Genomic DNA, 16528 nt, shown 5'->3' with positions numbered 1-16528 from the left:
GCGACCGGGCCGCGCATCTTACAGCACCTTCGAAGTTCGTCAACCGCCCTTCGAAACCACCGCTTCAACCGCGCCCCGCTTCAGTGAAGTTCACCTTGGCGGGGCGCGCATTGTGCACATGCACATCGGGATTTGGAAGGGGTTGCAGCGAATTTTTTTGCGCGCTTGGTGAATAACGCATCACGCCATGCGCCGTGATGCGTTTGGCAAGAAGAAACAGCTCAAGCGGACACGAGGCGGACGCGCGCGAACGTGCGCTTGCCGACCGCCAATACACCTTCAAAGCCAACGGCGAATACACGCTGCGCGTCTTCGATCACTTCGCCATCTATGCGCACCGCGCGCTCCTTGAGCTTGCGGTTCGCTTCGGAGTTGCTGGGGGTGAGGCCCGCCGCCGTCAGCAGTGCCGAAATACGCAGGCCCTCAGCCGGCACCGCGACATCGGTGATCGGCAGCGACGCCGTATCTCCCTCGCCGCGAACGGCGGCATTCCAGCCGGCCACCGCCTGTTCCGCCGCGGATTCGCCGTGGAAACGCGCCGCCAGTTCGCGCGCCAGGCGCATCTTCAGATCGCGCGGATTGAGCTGTCCGGCCTCGATATCGCGCTTGAACTGCGCCGCCTGCGCGATTCCGATCTCGAAGCTCAGCAGGTCGATCCAGCGCCACATCAGCACGTCGTCGATCTTCATCGTCTTGGTGACGATGTCGATCGCCGGTTCGTTGATGCCGATGTAGTTGCCCAGCGACTTGGACATCTTGTTGACGCCGTCCAGGCCCTCCAGCAGCGGCATGGTCAGCACGATCTGCGGCGGCTGGCCGTAATGCTCCTGCAGGCCGCGCCCCATCAACAGGTTGAACTTCTGGTCCGTACCGCCGAGTTCGACGTCCGCCTTCAGCGCGACCGAGTCGTAGCCCTGCACCAGCGGATACAGGAATTCGTGGATCGCGATCGACTGCTGCGCGGCGTAGCGCTTGGCGAAATCGTCGCGCTCCAGCATGCGCGCCACGGTGTGCTGCGCGGCGAGCTTGATCATGTCGGCCGCGCCCATCTGGCCGAACCACTCGGAGTTGAAGCGCACTTCGGTGCGCTCTTTGTCCAGCACCTTGAAAACCTGCTCGGCGTAGGTCTCCGCGTTGGCGAGCACGTCCTCGCGCGTGAGCGGCTTGCGGGTGACGTTCTTGCCGGTCGGGTCGCCGATCATTCCGGTGAAGTCGCCGATCAGGAAGATCACCTGGTGCCCCAGGTCCTGGAACTGCCGCATCTTGTTGAGCAGGACCGTGTGGCCCAGATGCAGGTCGGGGGCGGTCGGGTCGAAGCCGGCCTTGATGCGCAGGGGCCGGCCGAGCTTCAACCGGGCCTCGAGCTCCTCACGCTTGAGGATCTCGTCTGCGCCACGGGAGATCAGGTCGAGGGCGTCTTGGTCGGGGGCGGGGGTCTGGGGGGACAAAGTGGGACTCGCTACGTGAATGGTGAACGCGAGTTGCGATCACGATCATGGAATTGGGTTAAAGGACGGTTAAACATACCGGGCCAAGGGCCCGAACAAAAACCCTATTCAGTTCAAGGGTTTGACGCACACTGCTCGCAGCTCTATGGTAACGCCGCCACATAGCCTTCACACCTGCGCGCGGGACTCCAACATGACTGCATCCGAGAACGGTACAGACCGGCGCCAACGCCTCAAGGCGCTTCGTGAAGCCGCTCTGCACCGTTCGGTGCCCGCCACGCAGGTTTCCGGCGGATTCAATGGTCGCTGGACGCGCCGCCATTGGGCGCATGCGAGCCTGTTTGCGACGCTCGGCGTACTCGTCGCGGCGATCGTGCCGGGTTTCGGCCCCACTTCCAACGTACAGCCGCTGCATGCGCAGCGCAGCTCACTGGCGCTTTCGCTGCCGCCGCTGCCGCTGGCGCGCTTGAAGGGCCATAACGGCGACAGCTGGCAGGTCGTACGCGTGGAGCGCGGCCAGACGCTGGGCGCCGTGTTCAACGATCTGGACCTGCCGGCCTCGACCATGCACCGCCTGCTCGAAGCGGTTCCGGGCGACAAAGCCGTCCTCACCCGCCTGAAGCCGGGCAGCGAACTCGCCTTCGATCTTCCCGTCAGCGGCGAACTGCGCACCTTCCGCTACGACCGCGACGACAGCCACCGCGTCGAGCTTTCGCTCACCGGCGACAAGGTCACCGAGAAGGTCGTCGTCCGGCCCACCGAAAGCCGCACCGTCGTGATCAGCGGCAAGGTCGGCAAGTCGTTGTTCCGTTCGGCGCGCAAGCTGGGCCTGACGGGCAGCAACATCAACACGCTGACCGACGAGATCTTCAAGTACGACATCGACTTCAACGAAGACGTCGGCGCCGACGACCGCTTTAGCGTGGTGGTCGAGCAGACCTGGCGCGAGGGCGAGCTGCTGCGCACCGGCCCGGTGCTGGCGGCGACCTTCACCACCGGCGGCAAGCTGCACACCGGTTTCCGCTTCGAGCGCGACGGCAAGTCCGAATACTTCACCGGCGACGGCCGTCCGCTGAAGAAGAGCTTCATCCGCATGCCGATTCCGTATGCGCGCCTGACCTCGAACTTCGGCACGCGCAAGCACCCGGTCCTGGGCCGCACGCGCATGCACAAGGGCGTGGACTACGCCGCACGCACCGGCACGCCAATCATGGCCGCGGGCGACGCGCGCGTCGTCTCGGCCGGCTGGCAGGGCGGCTACGGCAATGCCGTCGTCCTCGACCACGGCCGCGGCTACAGCACGCTGTACGGCCACATGTCGCGCATCGGCAAGATCCGTCCGGGCCAGCGCATCGCGCAGGGCACGGTGATCGGCTACGTCGGTAGCACCGGCATGTCGACCGGCCCGCACCTGCATTACGAATTCCGCGTCAACGGCGTGCACCGCAACCCGCTGTCGATCACGATGCCGCCGCCGGAGCCGCTGTCGGGTGCCGCGCTGGCGCAGTTCCGCGCGCAGACCTCGGTCGCGCTGGCACGGATCCAGAAGGTCGAGAACATCATCTACGCCGACGCCGGTGACGCCGCCACGCCGGTGGCCGTCGCCAAGGCGAAGAAGCCGGCCAAGACCAAGGCCTGACATGCCCGCACTCGCGGCCGGGCCGACCGGCGGCCCGCTCGACGGGCTCTTCGTCGGCCTGATCTCCGGCACCAGCGCCGACGGCATCGATGCCGCGCTGGTGCGCTTCCAGTCTTCCAACTCCGCCAGCGCAGCTGCCGGCTGCGAACTCCTGCTCGGGCGCACCTTCGCCTGGGAGACGTCGCTGCGCGAACGCCTCGTCGCACTGGGCCAGGGCTCGGACGCGCAATCGCTGGACGAGCTGGGCACGCTGGACGTGCAGATCGCCGAAGCCTTCGCCGCCGCCGCAACCCGCCTGCTCGAAGTCGCCGGCGTGCCGGCCACGGACGTCCGCGCGATCGGTTCGCACGGCCAGACGGTGCGGCATCGTCCGGACGGCGCGCGCTTCGACGGCCGCCATCCCTTCACCTGGCAGATGGGCGACGGCGGGCTGATCGCCGAGCGTACCGGCATCGCCACCGTCTCCGACTTCCGCCGTCGCGATGTCGCCGCCGGTGGCCATGGCGCGCCGCTATTGCCGGCGCTGCACGCCGACCTGCTGCACAGCGCGGCCGAGGATCGGGCTGCATTGAACCTGGGCGGGATCGCCAATTTCACGCTGTTGCCGGCGCAGGGCACGGTGCGCGGGTTCGACACGGGCCCGGCGAACTGCCTACTGGACGCCTGGTGCCTGCGCCACACCGGCGCGGCTTACGACGCGGGCGGAGCGTTCGCGGCGCAGGGGCAGGTCGATGCCGAGCTGCTGGTGCGCCTGCTCGACGAACCCTGGTTCATGCTGCCGCCGCCCAAGAGCACCGGCCGCGAGCACTTCCATCTGGCCTGGGTCGAACGCCGCCTGGAGGGCGACGAGACGCCGGCCGACGTGCAGGCGACGTTGCTGGAGTTGAGTGCCATCACGATCGCCGACGCCCTGCGCGCGCACCAGCCCGGTACGCGACGCGTGCTGGCCTGCGGCGGCGGCGTGCACAATCCGCGCCTGCTCGAGCGTATCGGCGCGCAGCTGCCAGGCGTGATCGTCGAATCGACCGCCCGTCACGGCGTGGATCCGGATTTCGTCGAGGCCATGGGTTTCGCCTGGCTGGCGCGTCAAACCCTGTCGGGGCGCCCGGGCAACCTGCCCAGCGTCACCGGTGCGATCGGCCCGCGCGTGCTCGGCGCGATCCACCCGGCGGCGTGATCCTCAGGATTTCTGCGCGTACGCCATCAGGTCGCGGTCGACGTCGGTCAGGCCGGCCTGTTCCAGCGGCGCGACGTTGACGTCGTGCGGACGCTCCATGCGCCCGATCTTCGAGAAACCGGGATCGCTGGGAACCCCTTCCAGCGCGGCGATCGCCGCCTGCAGCGCCATCGCGTCGGTGTCGGTGAAGCGCGCGGCCAGTTCGGCCTCGCAGGCGAACAGCCCGTGTTCGAGCAGGTGCATCAGCGCTTCCTGCAGCGGCCAGCTGCGCGTGGCCGCCACGCGCTTGATGCGGTCCAGCAGCAGCGGGTCGATGTCGTGCAGGATGATGTCGGTCATAACGTGTTTCCCCTCCCCGGCACGGGGTTACCGGGTCATTGCACCGCGGGCGCGTTGAGGCCGGCGCCGGGACGGCGTGCGGTCAGGATCAGGCACAACAGCAGGGCGGGAATGCCGATCAGGGCCGTACCTGCGAAGAATAGCGAATAGGCCTCCAGCAAACTGCGGCCCACTTCCAGTTGTTCGATGGTCCAGCCCGACAGGCCCTTCAGCACCTTGCCCGGCAGGGCGTAGAACGAACTGAGCAGCGCGTACTGGGTGGCCGTGTGGCCGAGATTGACCAGGCTGGACATGTAGGCGATCAGCGCCACGCCGGCGAAGCCGCTGCAGAAGTTGTCGATGGCCATCACCGCCGTGAAGACCCCGGCGTCGGCCCCGTGCAGGGCCAGGTATGAGAACGCCAGGTTCGAGCCCGGCCCCAGCACGGCGCCGGCCATGAGGGTGGCGAAGGCACCGAAGCGCACCGCGCACAGGCCTGCGGCGGCGATTCCCAGGATCGTCGCCCCCAGCCCGAACGTACCGCGCACCGCGCCCACCGTCGCCTTGTCGATGCCCAGGTCCGCGTAGAACGGATTGGCCATCGGGCCCAGCACGAAATCCGGCAGGCGGTAGAGGCTGATCGCCAGCAGCATCACCAGCGCCCAGCGGCCATGGTCGCGGAAGAACACGATGAACGGCGCGACGATCGCGTCGTACATGCCCTGCGCCGACAGCAACGGCGCATGCGGCAGCGTGACGGCGCGCACCGCCGCCGCCGGCTCGCGCGCCATGAACGTGGCGACCACGCCCACGCCCATCAGCAGCGCCATCAACTCGTAGGACATCGACCAGCCGATGTGCGCAGCGAAGATCAGGATCAGCGAATCGGTGACCAGCAGGGCGCCGCGGTAACCCAGCGCGGAACTCGACGTGAGCAGGCCCAGCTGTTCGTTGCCGGAAGCGATCTCGATGCGCCAGGCGTCGATGACGATGTCCTGCGTCGCCGAGGCGAAGGCCACCACCAGCGCGAGTGCGCCGAACACGAGCAGCTGGTCGAGCGCGACACCGGCGAGCATCAGCTCGCCGTGCAGCGGCTGCACCAGCGCCATGCCGACCAGCGCGATGGCCACCACGATCTGCGACAACAGCATCCAGCCGCGCCGGCGACCGAGCAGCCGTCCCAGCACGGGCGCGTCGGCCTTGTCGATCAACGGCGCCCACAGGAACTTCAGCGAATACGCCAGGCCCACCCACGACAGGAAACCGATCGTCGACAGCTCGATCGCGTTCTCGCGCATCCAGAAGCCGAGCGTGTTGCCCACCAGGTAGATCGGGATGCCGGAGCTGAAGCCCAGCAACAGCATCACCAGCACCTTGCGCTCACTCAGATTGGCGGCGACCAGACGCCAGCCCTTCAGCTTCGGCTCGGCGGCCGGCGCGGTTTCAGAGGTCATAGTCGACGCTGAAAGGTGCGTGGTCGGAGAAGCGCGGTTCGCGCAGGATCGAGCAGGCCTTCAACTTCGACGCCAGTCCCGGCGTGACCAGCTGGTAGTCGATGCGCCAACCGACGTTGTTGGCGCGCGCGGCGCCGCGGTTGCTCCACCACGTGTAATCCTGCCCTTCCGCATGCAGCGCGCGGTACGCGTCGACCCAGCCGGTGGAGTCGATGCACAGGCCGTTGAGCCAGTCGCGCTCCGGCGGAAGGCAGCCGGAGTTCTTCTGGTTGCTCGTCCAGTTCTTGATGTCCAGGCGCGAGCGCACGATGTTCCAGTCGCCGCACAGCACGTAGTCGCGACCGCTGGCGAGCCACTCGTCCAGGTGCGGCTTGAGCCAGTCCATCACTTCGAACTTGAAGCCCTGGCGCAACTCGCCCGAAGAACCGGACGGGATGTAGAACGACACCACGCTCAGGTTTCCGAAGCGGGCCTCGATGTAGCGGCCCTCGTCGTCGAACGGCGCCCAGCCCATGCTCGTGCGCACCTCATCGGGTTCGCGCCGGCTGTAGATGGCCACGCCGCTGTAGCCCTTCTTGGTGATGGCGTCCTTGAACCAGGCGCGATAACCCTCGGGCAGGAATTGCGGGCCGGCCAGCTGGTGCTCCTGCGCCTTGGTTTCCTGAACGCACAGGACATCCGCGTCCTGCGTGCGGAACCAGTCGAAGAATCCCTTGTTGGCCGCCGAGCGCAGGCCATTGGCATTGAAGCTGACGATGCGCATGCGCACTCCACGACGATATGCGCACGATCATAGCCTCTCGCACGGCCGGGCACGGGCGCAGGGCTATCATGCACGCCATGTCCGTCGTCACCGCCCGCGTCCGAGTGGAACCCATCGTGGACCCCGACAGTGCCGCCGCGCGCGCCGTGCGGGCATTGCGCGTGACGCCGGACCAGTACCGCTACATCGGCGACACCGCCTTCAACCTCGGCGACACCCTGCGCGACCCGATGAGCGAGGCGATGGGTGTGTTCGCGGACGACACGGTGGTGGGCTTCTACCGACTGGATTTCGCCCCCAACGCGGTCGTCGGCCGCACGCTCGGCGTGCCGAGCGTGGGCCTGCGCGCCTTCGTCATCGACCAGCACCAGCAGGGCCGCGGATACGGCACCGGCGCGATGACCGCCTGCTGCGAGGATCTGCGCACGCGTTACCCCGATCGCAGGCTGCTGGTGCTCACGGTGAACTGCGCGAACGCCCCGGCGATCGCGTCGTACCTCAAGGCCGGATTCACCGACACCGGCGAACTCTTCCACGGCGGCAGCGCCGGCCCGCAGCATGTGATGCTGCATTCACTCCCCCCGCATCCAACGACATGAACGACCCACGCCCCGACCATCGCGCCCGTTTCCTCGACCTGGCGCTGCGCGCCGACGCCCTGCGCTTCGGCGAGTTCACCCTTAAGTCCGGGCGCCAGAGCCCGTACTTCTTCAACGCCGGGCGCTTCGATTCCGGCGCGGCGCTGGCCGGTCTGGCCGCCTGCTACGCCGACGCGGTGGACGCGCACGGCGTCGCCTTCGACCTGCTGTTCGGGCCGGCCTACAAGGGCATTCCGCTGGCGACCGCGCTGGCCTGCGAGTACGCGAATCGCGGCCGCGACCTGCCGGTGGCCTTCAACCGCAAGGAAGCCAAGACGCATGGCGAAGGCGGCAACCTGATCGGCGCACCGCTGCAGGGTCGGCGCGTGCTGATCGTGGACGACGTGATCACCGCCGGCACCGCGATCCGCGAAGCGCTCGGCCTGATCGCCGACGCCGGCGGCGAAGTCGCGGGCATCGTCATCGCGCTGGACCGGCAGGAGGCCGTCGACCCGGCCAAAACACGACGCTCTGCGGCACAAACGGTCGCGGCCGACCATGGCCTGCCCGTCATCGCCGTGGCCACGCTGACCGATCTGCTTGCGTTCGCTAGCGATCACGCCGAACTGGCGGCCCAGCGCGCACGCCTGCTCGCCTATCGCGACGCCTACGGCAGCGAAGAAGTGTGACGCAGTTCCGCATGGCGTGAGTCTTGCATGCTGTCTGGATGATTCCCGACAAGTCTTTCGGACTTTACTGACTTCATGAACCGCACTCTGCCGCTGCTCGCTTGCACCTTGATGCTTGCCACGACCGGCATCGCCTTCGCCCAGAAGAGCGGTGCGGGCAAGAAGCTGTATTGCTGGAACGAGAACGGCGCCAAGGTGTGCGGCGATGCGCTGCCGGCGCATGCGGTGGACAGCGCGCGCACCGAGTTCAACGCGAAGAGCGGCATGGCGACGGGCCAGGTCGCGCGCGCGCTGACCGACGAGGAACGCGAGGCGGCGAGCGCCCAAGCCAAGCTCAATCAGGAGGCCGCGGCGATCGCCGAAGCCAAGGACCGCCGCGACCGGGCGATGGCCGAGTCCTACGCCACCGAAGCCGACCTGCGCCGCGCGTTCGGCGAACGCCAGGCGGTGATGGACGAGTCGATCAAGGCCTCGCGCCTGGGCGTGGAGGGTCGTCGCTCGACCCTGGTCAGCCTGCTGCGCCGCGCCGGCGAGAACGAACTTTCCGGCAAGCCGGTGCCCAAGCCGACGCAGGACAACGTGCGCATCCAGCACGACCAGTTGCTGCGCCAGCAGGCGCTGCTGGTGCAGCAACTCGCCGAGCGCGAGGTGATCGACGAGGAACTCGCCGCGGCGCTGGAGCGCTATCACGCGCTGAAGAAGCCCGGCAACGGCTGAGTTCCACCCCCGAACGCAAAAGGCCGGCGGTTCGCACCGCCGGCCTTTTTGTTTTCCGCCCCGCCGCCGTCAGAACGGCAGCGACAGGTCCGGCCGCAGCGCCAGCAACTGGGTGCGGAAGTCCGCCTTGATGCGCGCCAGCGCCTCGGGCGAGTCCGCATCGAAACGCATGACCAGCACCGGGGTGGTGTTGGACGCACGCACCAGACCCCAGCCGTCCGGCCAGTCCACGCGCAGGCCGTCGATGGTCGACAGGCGTGCGCCCTCGAACTTGGCCTCGTCGCGGAACCAGTCCACGAAGCTGTGCGGGTCGCCTTCGGGCGCGTCGACCTTGATCTCCGGCGTCGACACGCCGTTGGGCAGGGCGGCCAGCGTTTCGGTCGGCGTGCGCGGCTGCGCGGCGAGGATTTCCAGCAGGCGCGCGGCGGCGTAGATGCCGTCGTCGAAGCCGTACCAGCGCTCCTTGAAGAAGAAGTGGCCGCTCATCTCGCCGGCCAGTTCCGCGTCGGTCTCGCGCATCTTGGCCTTGATCAGCGAGTGGCCCGTCTTCCACATCAGCGGGCTGCCGCCGTGGCGCAGGATGTGCCCCGGCAGGCGGCCGGTGCACTTCACGTCGAACAGGATCACCGCGCCCGGGTTGCGTTCGAGCACGTCGGCGGCGAAGAGCATCAGCAGGCGATCCGGGAAGATGTTCTCGCCCTCGCGCGTGACCACGCCCAGGCGGTCGCCGTCGCCGTCGAAGGCGATGCCGATGTCGGCTTCCAGGCGCTGCACCATGCGGATCAGGTCGGTGAGGTTGTGCGGCTCGCTCGGGTCCGGATGGTGGTTCGGGAAGGTGCCGTCGATGTCGCAATACAGCGGCGTGACGTCGGCACCGATGGCGGCCAGCACGCGCGGGCCGATCTCGCCGGCCACGCCGTTGCCGGCGTCGACCACCACGCGCAGCGGGCGGTCGATCTGCACGTCGGAGGCGATGCGCTGGACGTAGTCCTCGGAGATGTCGCGCTCGACCAGCGAGCCCAGGTCGCCCAGGTGCAGGCGGTCGTCGGCGATGCGCGAATACAGGTCGGTGATGGCGTCGCCGGACAGCGTCTCGCCGCCGACGACCACCTTGAAGCCGTTGTAGTCCGGCGGGTTGTGGCTGCCGGTGACCGACACGCACGAGCCCGCACGCAGGTGGTACGCGCCGAAGTAGACCACCGGCGTCGGCGCCAGGCCGATGTCGATGACGTTGCGGCCGGCCTTGCGCAGGCCGGTGATCAAACCTTCCACCAGCGCAGGACCGGACAGGCGGCCGTCGCGGCCCACGACGATGTCGGTCATGCCCTTCTCGTGCATCAGCGAGCCGATGGAGTGACCGATCAGCTCCGCCACGCCGGCGTCGAGCGACTGGCCGACCACGCCGCGGATGTCGTAGGCGCGGAAGATGCCGCGGTCGATGGCGATGGACGCCGACGGCATCGCCGGCTTGGGTGCGGCCACGGGGGCCGCGACCGGGACCGGCGGGAGCGCTTCGAGGCTCTCCGCCAGCGTCTGCACCGAACCCTCGTCGACCTCGTCGGTCTTCTTCCGGCGAGCCGCGAAATGCGGGGCGCGCCAGGTCAGGAACGCCAGCAGTGCCAGCACGCCCGCGGCAATGAAGCAGCCCAGCGCGTCCATGCCCAGCGGGCCACCGGCCACGTCCGGCACGGCCGCGGCGACGCGCAGGTCGCTGCCGGGCACCTTGGCGGCCAGCGCCTCGGCACCGCCGGACAGGGACGTATCGCCGCGCTCGATCGCGGTGAAGCCGCCCTGGCGCAAGGCCAGGTAGCTGTCGTCGGCGACGTCGGCCTGGTCCAGGCCGGCGCTGACCCGCGTGATCGGCAGGCGCACATAGGCCACGCCGACGGTCTGCGTCGCGGTGCGCGCCGGCGCGGCCAGCGCCAGCTGCGTGCCGCTGCCCTGGCGCAGCAATCCGGCCACCGGACGGTCCGCGGCGACGGCGGCTTCGATCACCCCCAGCCGGCCGTAACCGCCCTTGGGCAGCGCGGCGTACTCGGCGGTCAGGTCCAGCGGAAGCACGGCGGCATCCGTCGCGCCCGGCCAGCCCTTGCCGAGCTCCTGCGAGGCCGCGGCCAGATCGCCCGCGGCCAGTGCGGCTTGCAGGGTCGGCGCCGCCAGGCGCTCGGTGAGCTGCTTCTGTTCGGCCGTCAATGCCTTCACGGCGGCGTCGATCGCGGTGTTGCGGGCTTCGGTGATCGCCAGCCGGCGCGTGCCGTCGCGGTGCAGGCCCAAGCCGGTCCATGCGAACCACGCCGCCAGCACCGCGAGCAACGCGGCGACCAGCGGCAGCATCACCTTCAGCTGTGCGGCCGAGGCCGACAGTTGTCCCTTTTCCAGACCCTTCATCGACATCCCCTTTGTCAGCGCACGCCGGTGTGGCCGAAGCCGCCGGTTCCGCGCGCGCTGGTTTCGAATTCGTCCACCACCTCAAGCGTCGCCCGAACGATCGGCAGGATCACGAGCTGGGCGATGCGGTCCCCCGGCTGCATCGTAAAAGCCTCGCGACCGCGGTTCCATACGCTGATGAGCAGCGGCCCCTGGTAATCGGCGTCGATCAGCCCCGTGCCGTTGCCCAATACGATGCCGTGCTTATGCCCCAGGCCCGAGCGCGGCAGGATCACCGCGCACATCGTCGGATCGCCCAGATGGATCGCCAGCCCCGAGGGCACCAGCGAGGCATCGCCCGGCTGCAACGTCAGCGGTTCCTCCAGCGCCGCGCGCAGGTCCAGGCCGGCGCTGGCGGGCGTGGCATAGGTCGGCAGCGGCCATTCACTGCCGAAGCGGGCGTCGAGGATCTTCAGTTCGAGCGTGTGGTTCATGCGGTCCATCGGGTTGAGGCGCGCCAGTGTCCCCGGCGACGCGTGCGTGTTGGGTGACGCAAGGGTCGTGCCAAGTCGGCACGATCAGGCCGTCAGGCGCGCGGCGATGAGGTCGAGCAGCTCCCCGGCCAGCACGGTCTTGGGGGCCGGCCCCAGCACGTGCGCCGCGCCGTCGGCGGCGTAGACCGACAGTGTGTTGTCGTCGCTTTCGAAGCCGCTGCCGGCAACGCCGACGCGGTTGGCGGCGATGAGGTCCAGGCGCTTGTTCTCCAGCTTTCCGCGCGCGTAGGCCTCGACGTGGTCGGTCTCGGCGGCAAAGCCCACCACCACCCGCGGCCGCTGCGCATGGCCGGCGATGTCGGCGAGGATGTCGCGCGTGCGCACCAGCGTCAGGGTCAGCGTGTCCTGGCCGGCGGTCTTCTTGATCTTGTTCGAGGCCGCCTGCGCGGGCGCGAAATCCGCCACCGCCGCCGCGCCGATGTAGACGTCGGCCGGCAACTGCGACAGCACGGCCTCGTGCATCTGCGCGGCCGATCGCACGTCGATGCGACTGACGCCTTCGGGCGTGGGCAGCGACACCGGGCCGGCCACCAGCACGACCTGCGCGCCGCGCTGCGCGGCCGCCTGCGCAAGGGCGAACCCCATCTTGCCGCTGCTGCGGTTGCCGATGAAACGCACCGGGTCGATGTCCTCGAACGTCGGCCCGGCGCTGACCAGGATGCGAAGACCCCGCAGGGCGGCGGCGGTGCTCATGCGAACGCCTTCGCGACCGCGGCGAGGATCTCCGCTGGCTCGCTCATGCGACCCGGGCCCGATTCGCCTTCCGCAAGCGGCCCGTCGTTGGGGCCGACCACGTCCACGCCGCGCTCGCGCAAGGTGGCGATGTTGGCCTGCGTGGCCGGATGCAGCCACATGCGGTGGTTCATCGCCGGGGCGACGGTGATCGGCGCGGTGGTCGCCAGGCACAGCGTGCTGACCAGGTCGTCCGCGAATCCGTGCGCAAGCTTGGCGAGCGTGTTCGCCGTCGCCGGTGCGACGACGATGCGGTCGGCCCAGCGCGCCAGTTCGATGTGGCCCATCGCGGCCTCGGCGGCAGCGTCCCAAAGCGAGGTGCGCACCGGCTTGCCCGACAGCGCCTGGAACGTGGTCGTGCCGACGAAGTGCTGTGCGTTCTGCGTCATCGCCACCGTCACCTCGGCGCCGGCATCGCGCAACCGTCGCACCAGCTCGGCCGATTTGTACGCGGCGATGCCGCCGCAAACGCACAGCAGGATCTTGTGTCCGCGCAGGGAGCCGGGCTCGACCATCTGGGAAATACCTACCGCTGAATCGGCATTTAGCTTACCCGAACGCACTGCCGCGCCCGCCTGCGCGAGCTGCGACAAGCTGCTGGAATTTGCGCACGGCGGACGGCCGTCGCCGGCTTCCGGCGTCCTCCCGGCGCAGGTGCAGATGCTAGTGCACGACGGCGCCGGCCGCCCGCTTCCCTTCCCTTTCCATCAGGCCGCCCCGTACATGCACATCCGAAACTGGCCCGTCGACGAGCGTCCCCGCGAACGCCTGCTGGCCCACGGCGCCGGCGCGCTTTCCGATGCGCAGCTGCTGGCCATCTTCCTCGGATCGGGACTGCGAGGCCGCGACGCAGTGAGCACGGCGCGGGGCCTGCTGAAATCCCACGGGCCGCTGCGCACCCTGCTCGAGCGCCCACCGGACCAGTTGATGGCCCTGCCCGGCCTGGGCCCGGCCCGGGTCTGCCAGCTGGCGGCCGCGCTGGAGCTCGGACAACGCCTGGTCGGCGCCGCACTGGAACGCGGAGCGCTGCTGACCGACCCGCTCGTCGCCGGGCAGTACTTCGCGCGCCGCCTGCGGGGACGGCCGCGGGAGGTGTTCGCCGTGCTGTTCCTGGACACGCGACACCGCGCGATCGCCTTCGAGGAGCTGTTCCAGGGCACCATCGACGGCGCCCAGGTGCACCCGCGTGAAGTGGCCCGCCGCGCCCTGGCGCTCAACGCCGCGGCGGCCATCTGCGGCCACAACCACCCCAGCGGCAACCCCGAACCCAGCGCCGCCGACCGCAGCATCACCGCACGGCTGAAGGAAGCGCTGTCGCTGGTGGATGTGCGCCTGCTCGACCACATCGTCGTGGGCGACGGCACGCCGGTCTCGCTGGCGGCGCGGGGCTGGCTGTGAACGGCCGGCCGGGCACGCCCGCTCGCGTACAATGCGCGGTCCCGCAATACCCCGCAGACTCCCGTGAAATCCACTCTCCGCGCCCTGGTGGCGCAGGCCATCGACGCCCTCCGCGCCGCCGGCACCCTGCCGGCCGATCTGGCCACGCCCGAGTTCGTGATCGAGCGTCCCAAGAACGCGGGCCAAGGCGATTTCTCCACCAACGCCGCCATGTTGCTGGCCAAGCCGGCCAAGTCGAACCCGCGCGCGATCGCGCAGGCGCTGGTCGATGCGCTGCCCGTCACGCAGGACCTGGCGAAGGTCGAGATCGCCGGCCCGGGCTTCATCAACTTCTACGTCGACGAAGCCGCCTGGCGTCGCCAGATCGGGCAGGTGCTCGAGCGCGGTGCCGCGTACGGCCGCAACGACATCGGCAAGGGCCACCGCGCCGGCGTGGAATACGTGTCGGCCAACCCGACCGGCCCGCTGCATGTCGGCCACGGCCGCGCGGCGGTGATCGGCGATTGCATCGCGCGCGTGCTCGACGCCAACGGCTGGGACGTGGCGCGCGAGTTCTACTACAACGACGCCGGCGCGCAGATCAACAACCTCGCCATCTCGGTGCAGGCGCGTGCGCAGGGCAAGGGGCCGGAGCATCCGGACTGGCCGGAAGACGGCTACCGCGGCGACTACATCAAGGACGTCGCAGCCGCCTACCTGCGTGGCGAGAGCGTCGAAGTCGAAGGCCACACCGTCGTCGCTGCAAAGGACGCGAACGACCTCGACGCCATCCGCCAGTTCGCCGTCGCCTACCTGCGCCGCGAGCAGAACCTGGACCTGGAAGCCTACGGCGTCGGCTTCGACGTCTACTTCCTGGAATCCTCGCTCTACACCGAGGGCAAGGTGGAGGAAACCGTGGCCGAGCTGATCGCCCACGGGCACACCTACGAGGAAGGCGGCGCGCTGTGGCTGCGCACCACCGACTTCGGCGACGACAAGGACCGCGTGATGCGCAAGTCCGACGGCACGTACACCTACTTCGTGCCCGACGTCGCCTATCACCGCAGCAAGTGGCTGCGCGGCTACGAGCGCGCGATCACCGAACTGGGCGCCGACCACCACGGTTCGCTGGCTCGCGTGAAGGCCGGCCTGCAGGCGCTGGACTGCGGCATTCCGAAGGGCTGGCCGGAGTACATGCTGCATCAGATGGTCACGGTCATGCGCGGCGGCGAGGAAGTGAAGCTGTCCAAGCGCGCCGGCAGCTACGTCACGCTGCGCGACCTCGTCGACGAGGTCGGCCGCGATGCCACGCGCTGGTTCCTGATCGCGCGCAAGCCCGACTCGCAGCTCATCTTCGACATCGATTTCGCGCGCAGCCAGTCGCTCGACAACCCCGTGTACTACGTGCAGGTCTCGCACGCGCGCATGCACGGCCTGATGCGCCAGCTGAAGGAGCGCGGCCTGTCCTACGACGCCGCCAACGGACTGGCGCAACCGCTCGACCTGGACGACGTCGCCGCGCGCGAGCTGATCGCCACGCTGCTGCGCTACCCGGACGTGGTGGAAACCGCCGGCCGCGATCTGGAACCGCACCAGATCGCCGCCTACCTGCTCGAACTGGCGCAGACGTTCCAGACGTACTACAACGACCACCAGTTCCTGGTCGACGACGCCGACGTCCGCGACGCGCGTCTGGTGCTCGCGATGGCGACGCGACAGGTACTGGCGAACGGTCTCGAACTGCTGGGCGTGAGCGCCCCCGAGGTGATGTAAGTGGCAGCACGTCGCGGCAAATCGCAAGCGAAGCGTAATTCCGGCGGCGACAGCGGCCTGCCGGGCTGGGCCTGGATGATCCTCGGCGTGCTGCTGGCCGTCGTGGTGATCCTGGTCGCACCCAAGTACCTCAAGTCCAACGGCGACGGCTTCTTCCGCCCGCAGCCCAACCCCGACGCGCAGCCGGCCCAGGCCAGCGGCGCCGATCAGGAAGCCATCGCCGACGAGGCCACGCCGGCGCCGGCGAAGGGCAGCAAGCGCTCGAACACCGAGCCGGCGAAGAAGGACACCGACTACGACTTCTACACCCTGCTGCCGGGCAAGGAAGTGCCGATGTCCGACGCCGAACTCGCCGCCAGCGAGAAGGCCGAAGCCCGCCGCGAGGCCGAGCGCAACAAGCGCGCGCGCCCGACGGACGACGACGCTGCGGCCGAGCCCGCGAAGCCGGCGCAGCCCGCGCAGACGACGACGGCGCTGCCGCGTCCGGTGGAGACCGACACCGTCCCGGCGCGCACGCCGACGACGACCGCCGGCACCGCACCGGCGACGAGCCCGGCTCCGACGCCGGCACCTTCGACGCCCGCATCCACTTCGACGGCGCCCGCGGCGACCGGCGACGACGGCACGCGCTACCTGCTGCAGGCCGGCGCCTTCCAGGCCTCGGGCCAGGCGGAGGAGATGAAGGCGCGCATCGCGATGCTCGGCCTGAGCGCGCGCGTCGAATCGGCCAACATCAACGGCAACACGGTCTACCGCGTGCGCATGGGGCCGTACGGCACCGCCAGCGATCTGGCCGACGCCAAGCGCAAGCTCGCCGGCGGCGGGCTGCAGGCGATGGCGATCAAGGTCAAGTGATCGCCCTGACGTGATCCGCGCGGTCGCGCCGCAAGCCGCGACCGCGATCACCGCACCCGCCCCGCCGCGCGGCTAGACTGCGCCCAT

At 69.2% G+C, this 16528-nt stretch carries 14 protein-coding genes and 1 pseudogene; 8 read left to right on the top strand and 7 right to left on the bottom strand.

Going from position 1 to position 16528, the window contains the following annotated elements:
• Positions 1–221 precede the first annotated feature (221 nt).
• On the bottom strand, positions 222–1448 hold the full coding sequence (gene tyrS, locus JI752_RS14615; RefSeq protein ID WP_216965311.1) for a tyrosine--tRNA ligase: 1227 nt from the start codon (positions 1446–1448) through the stop codon (positions 222–224).
• Between the two features lie 193 nt (positions 1449–1641).
• On the opposite strand from tyrS, the gene JI752_RS14610 reads away from it, so the two are divergent.
• Both JI752_RS14610 and JI752_RS14605 read left to right on the top strand, forming a co-directional pair.
• Positions 1642–3087 carry a peptidoglycan DD-metalloendopeptidase family protein gene (locus tag JI752_RS14610; RefSeq protein ID WP_216965309.1) on the top strand — a complete coding sequence of 482 codons (1446 nt, stop codon included), beginning with the start codon at positions 1642–1644 and terminating at the stop codon, positions 3085–3087.
• A gap of 1 nt (position 3088) precedes the next feature.
• A complete protein-coding gene (locus JI752_RS14605) occupies positions 3089–4264 on the top strand; it encodes an anhydro-N-acetylmuramic acid kinase (protein ID WP_216965307.1) in 1176 nt (391 codons plus the stop codon).
• A gap of 3 nt (positions 4265–4267) precedes the next feature.
• On the opposite strand, the gene JI752_RS14600 is transcribed toward JI752_RS14605, so the two are convergent.
• From JI752_RS14600 to JI752_RS14590, 3 genes are read right to left on the bottom strand one after another with little or no spacing between them, the layout of a single operon-like run.
• Positions 4268–4603 (bottom strand): hypothetical protein, encoded by a 336-nt coding sequence (locus JI752_RS14600; protein WP_216965305.1) that lies wholly within the window; start codon positions 4601–4603, stop codon positions 4268–4270.
• A gap of 35 nt (positions 4604–4638) precedes the next feature.
• Positions 4639–6036 carry an MFS transporter gene (locus JI752_RS14595; protein ID WP_216965303.1) on the bottom strand — a complete coding sequence of 466 codons (1398 nt, stop codon included), beginning with the start codon at positions 6034–6036 and terminating at the stop codon, positions 4639–4641.
• The gene (locus tag JI752_RS14590) at positions 6026–6799 is read right to left on the bottom strand and encodes an exodeoxyribonuclease III (protein WP_216965301.1); all 774 of its coding nucleotides are present in this window, start codon (positions 6797–6799) and stop codon (positions 6026–6028) included. The genes JI752_RS14595 and JI752_RS14590 overlap by 11 nt, the downstream gene beginning before the upstream one ends.
• Before the next feature lie 77 nt (positions 6800–6876).
• Between JI752_RS14590 and JI752_RS14585 the strand changes: the two genes are divergently transcribed.
• From JI752_RS14585 to JI752_RS14575, 3 genes are all read left to right on the top strand, one after another.
• Entirely contained in the window at positions 6877–7398 is a 522-nt protein-coding gene (locus tag JI752_RS14585; RefSeq protein WP_216965299.1) for a GNAT family N-acetyltransferase, read from the top strand.
• The gene (gene pyrE / locus JI752_RS14580) at positions 7395–8066 is read left to right on the top strand and encodes an orotate phosphoribosyltransferase (RefSeq protein WP_216965297.1); all 672 of its coding nucleotides are present in this window, start codon (positions 7395–7397) and stop codon (positions 8064–8066) included. The genes JI752_RS14585 and pyrE overlap by 4 nt, the downstream gene beginning before the upstream one ends.
• Positions 8067–8141: 75 nt before the next feature.
• Positions 8142–8783, top strand: coding sequence for a hypothetical protein (locus JI752_RS14575; RefSeq protein WP_216965295.1), 642 nt, complete (start codon positions 8142–8144; stop codon positions 8781–8783).
• Between the two features lie 69 nt (positions 8784–8852).
• On the opposite strand, the gene JI752_RS14570 is transcribed toward JI752_RS14575, so the two are convergent.
• The 3 genes and pseudogenes from JI752_RS14570 to coaBC all read right to left on the bottom strand — a co-directional run bounded on the left by JI752_RS14570 (position 8853) and on the right by coaBC (position 12951).
• On the bottom strand, positions 8853–11171 hold the full coding sequence (locus tag JI752_RS14570; RefSeq protein WP_254200797.1) for a phosphomannomutase/phosphoglucomutase: 2319 nt from the start codon (positions 11169–11171) through the stop codon (positions 8853–8855).
• A 14-nt stretch (positions 11172–11185) separates the two neighbouring features.
• The gene (dut, locus tag JI752_RS14565; protein WP_216965293.1) at positions 11186–11644 is read right to left on the bottom strand and encodes a dUTP diphosphatase; all 459 of its coding nucleotides are present in this window, start codon (positions 11642–11644) and stop codon (positions 11186–11188) included.
• An 84-nt stretch (positions 11645–11728) separates the two neighbouring features.
• A pseudogene (gene coaBC, locus JI752_RS14560) lies at positions 11729–12951 on the bottom strand (bifunctional phosphopantothenoylcysteine decarboxylase/phosphopantothenate--cysteine ligase CoaBC).
• Positions 12952–13159: 208 nt separating this feature from the next.
• Between coaBC and radC the strand changes: the two are divergent.
• The 3 genes from radC (at position 13160) to JI752_RS14545 (ending at position 16441) form a co-directional block, all read left to right on the top strand.
• Positions 13160–13834 (top strand): DNA repair protein RadC, encoded by a 675-nt coding sequence (gene radC / locus JI752_RS14555; protein ID WP_216965291.1) that lies wholly within the window; start codon positions 13160–13162, stop codon positions 13832–13834.
• A 63-nt stretch (positions 13835–13897) separates the two neighbouring features.
• The gene (gene argS / locus JI752_RS14550) at positions 13898–15586 is read left to right on the top strand and encodes an arginine--tRNA ligase (RefSeq protein ID WP_216965289.1); all 1689 of its coding nucleotides are present in this window, start codon (positions 13898–13900) and stop codon (positions 15584–15586) included.
• Complete coding sequence (locus tag JI752_RS14545) at positions 15587–16441, top strand: SPOR domain-containing protein (RefSeq protein ID WP_216965287.1); 855 nt, start codon at positions 15587–15589, stop codon at positions 16439–16441.
• Positions 16442–16528 lie beyond the last annotated feature (87 nt).

Source organism: Lysobacter sp. MMG2 (assembly GCF_016735495.2).
GTDB lineage: Bacteria > Pseudomonadota > Gammaproteobacteria > Xanthomonadales > Xanthomonadaceae > Lysobacter_J.
The sequence above is the reverse complement of the archived record's forward strand: the minus strand, read 5'-3'. Positions and strand labels throughout refer to the sequence as shown.

What these genes read in the sequence shown, in the direction of transcription:
- dut (WP_216965293.1), bottom strand. Translation starts at nt 11,644, where the DNA reads ATGAACCACACGCTCGAACTGAAGATCCTCGACGCCCGCTTCGGCAGT.
- JI752_RS14600 (WP_216965305.1), bottom strand. Translation starts at nt 4,603, where the DNA reads ATGACCGACATCATCCTGCACGACATCGACCCGCTGCTGCTGGACCGC.
- pyrE (WP_216965297.1), top strand. Translation starts at nt 7,395, where the DNA reads ATGAACGACCCACGCCCCGACCATCGCGCCCGTTTCCTCGACCTGGCG.
- JI752_RS14570 (WP_254200797.1), bottom strand. Translation starts at nt 11,171, where the DNA reads ATGAAGGGTCTGGAAAAGGGACAACTGTCGGCCTCGGCCGCACAGCTG.
- JI752_RS14575 (WP_216965295.1), top strand. Translation starts at nt 8,142, where the DNA reads ATGAACCGCACTCTGCCGCTGCTCGCTTGCACCTTGATGCTTGCCACG.
- JI752_RS14605 (WP_216965307.1), top strand. Translation starts at nt 3,089, where the DNA reads ATGCCCGCACTCGCGGCCGGGCCGACCGGCGGCCCGCTCGACGGGCTC.
- radC (WP_216965291.1), top strand. Translation starts at nt 13,160, where the DNA reads ATGCACATCCGAAACTGGCCCGTCGACGAGCGTCCCCGCGAACGCCTG.
- JI752_RS14590 (WP_216965301.1), bottom strand. Translation starts at nt 6,799, where the DNA reads ATGCGCATCGTCAGCTTCAATGCCAATGGCCTGCGCTCGGCGGCCAAC.
- JI752_RS14585 (WP_216965299.1), top strand. Translation starts at nt 6,877, where the DNA reads ATGTCCGTCGTCACCGCCCGCGTCCGAGTGGAACCCATCGTGGACCCC.
- JI752_RS14595 (WP_216965303.1), bottom strand. Translation starts at nt 6,036, where the DNA reads ATGACCTCTGAAACCGCGCCGGCCGCCGAGCCGAAGCTGAAGGGCTGG.
- JI752_RS14610 (WP_216965309.1), top strand. Translation starts at nt 1,642, where the DNA reads ATGACTGCATCCGAGAACGGTACAGACCGGCGCCAACGCCTCAAGGCG.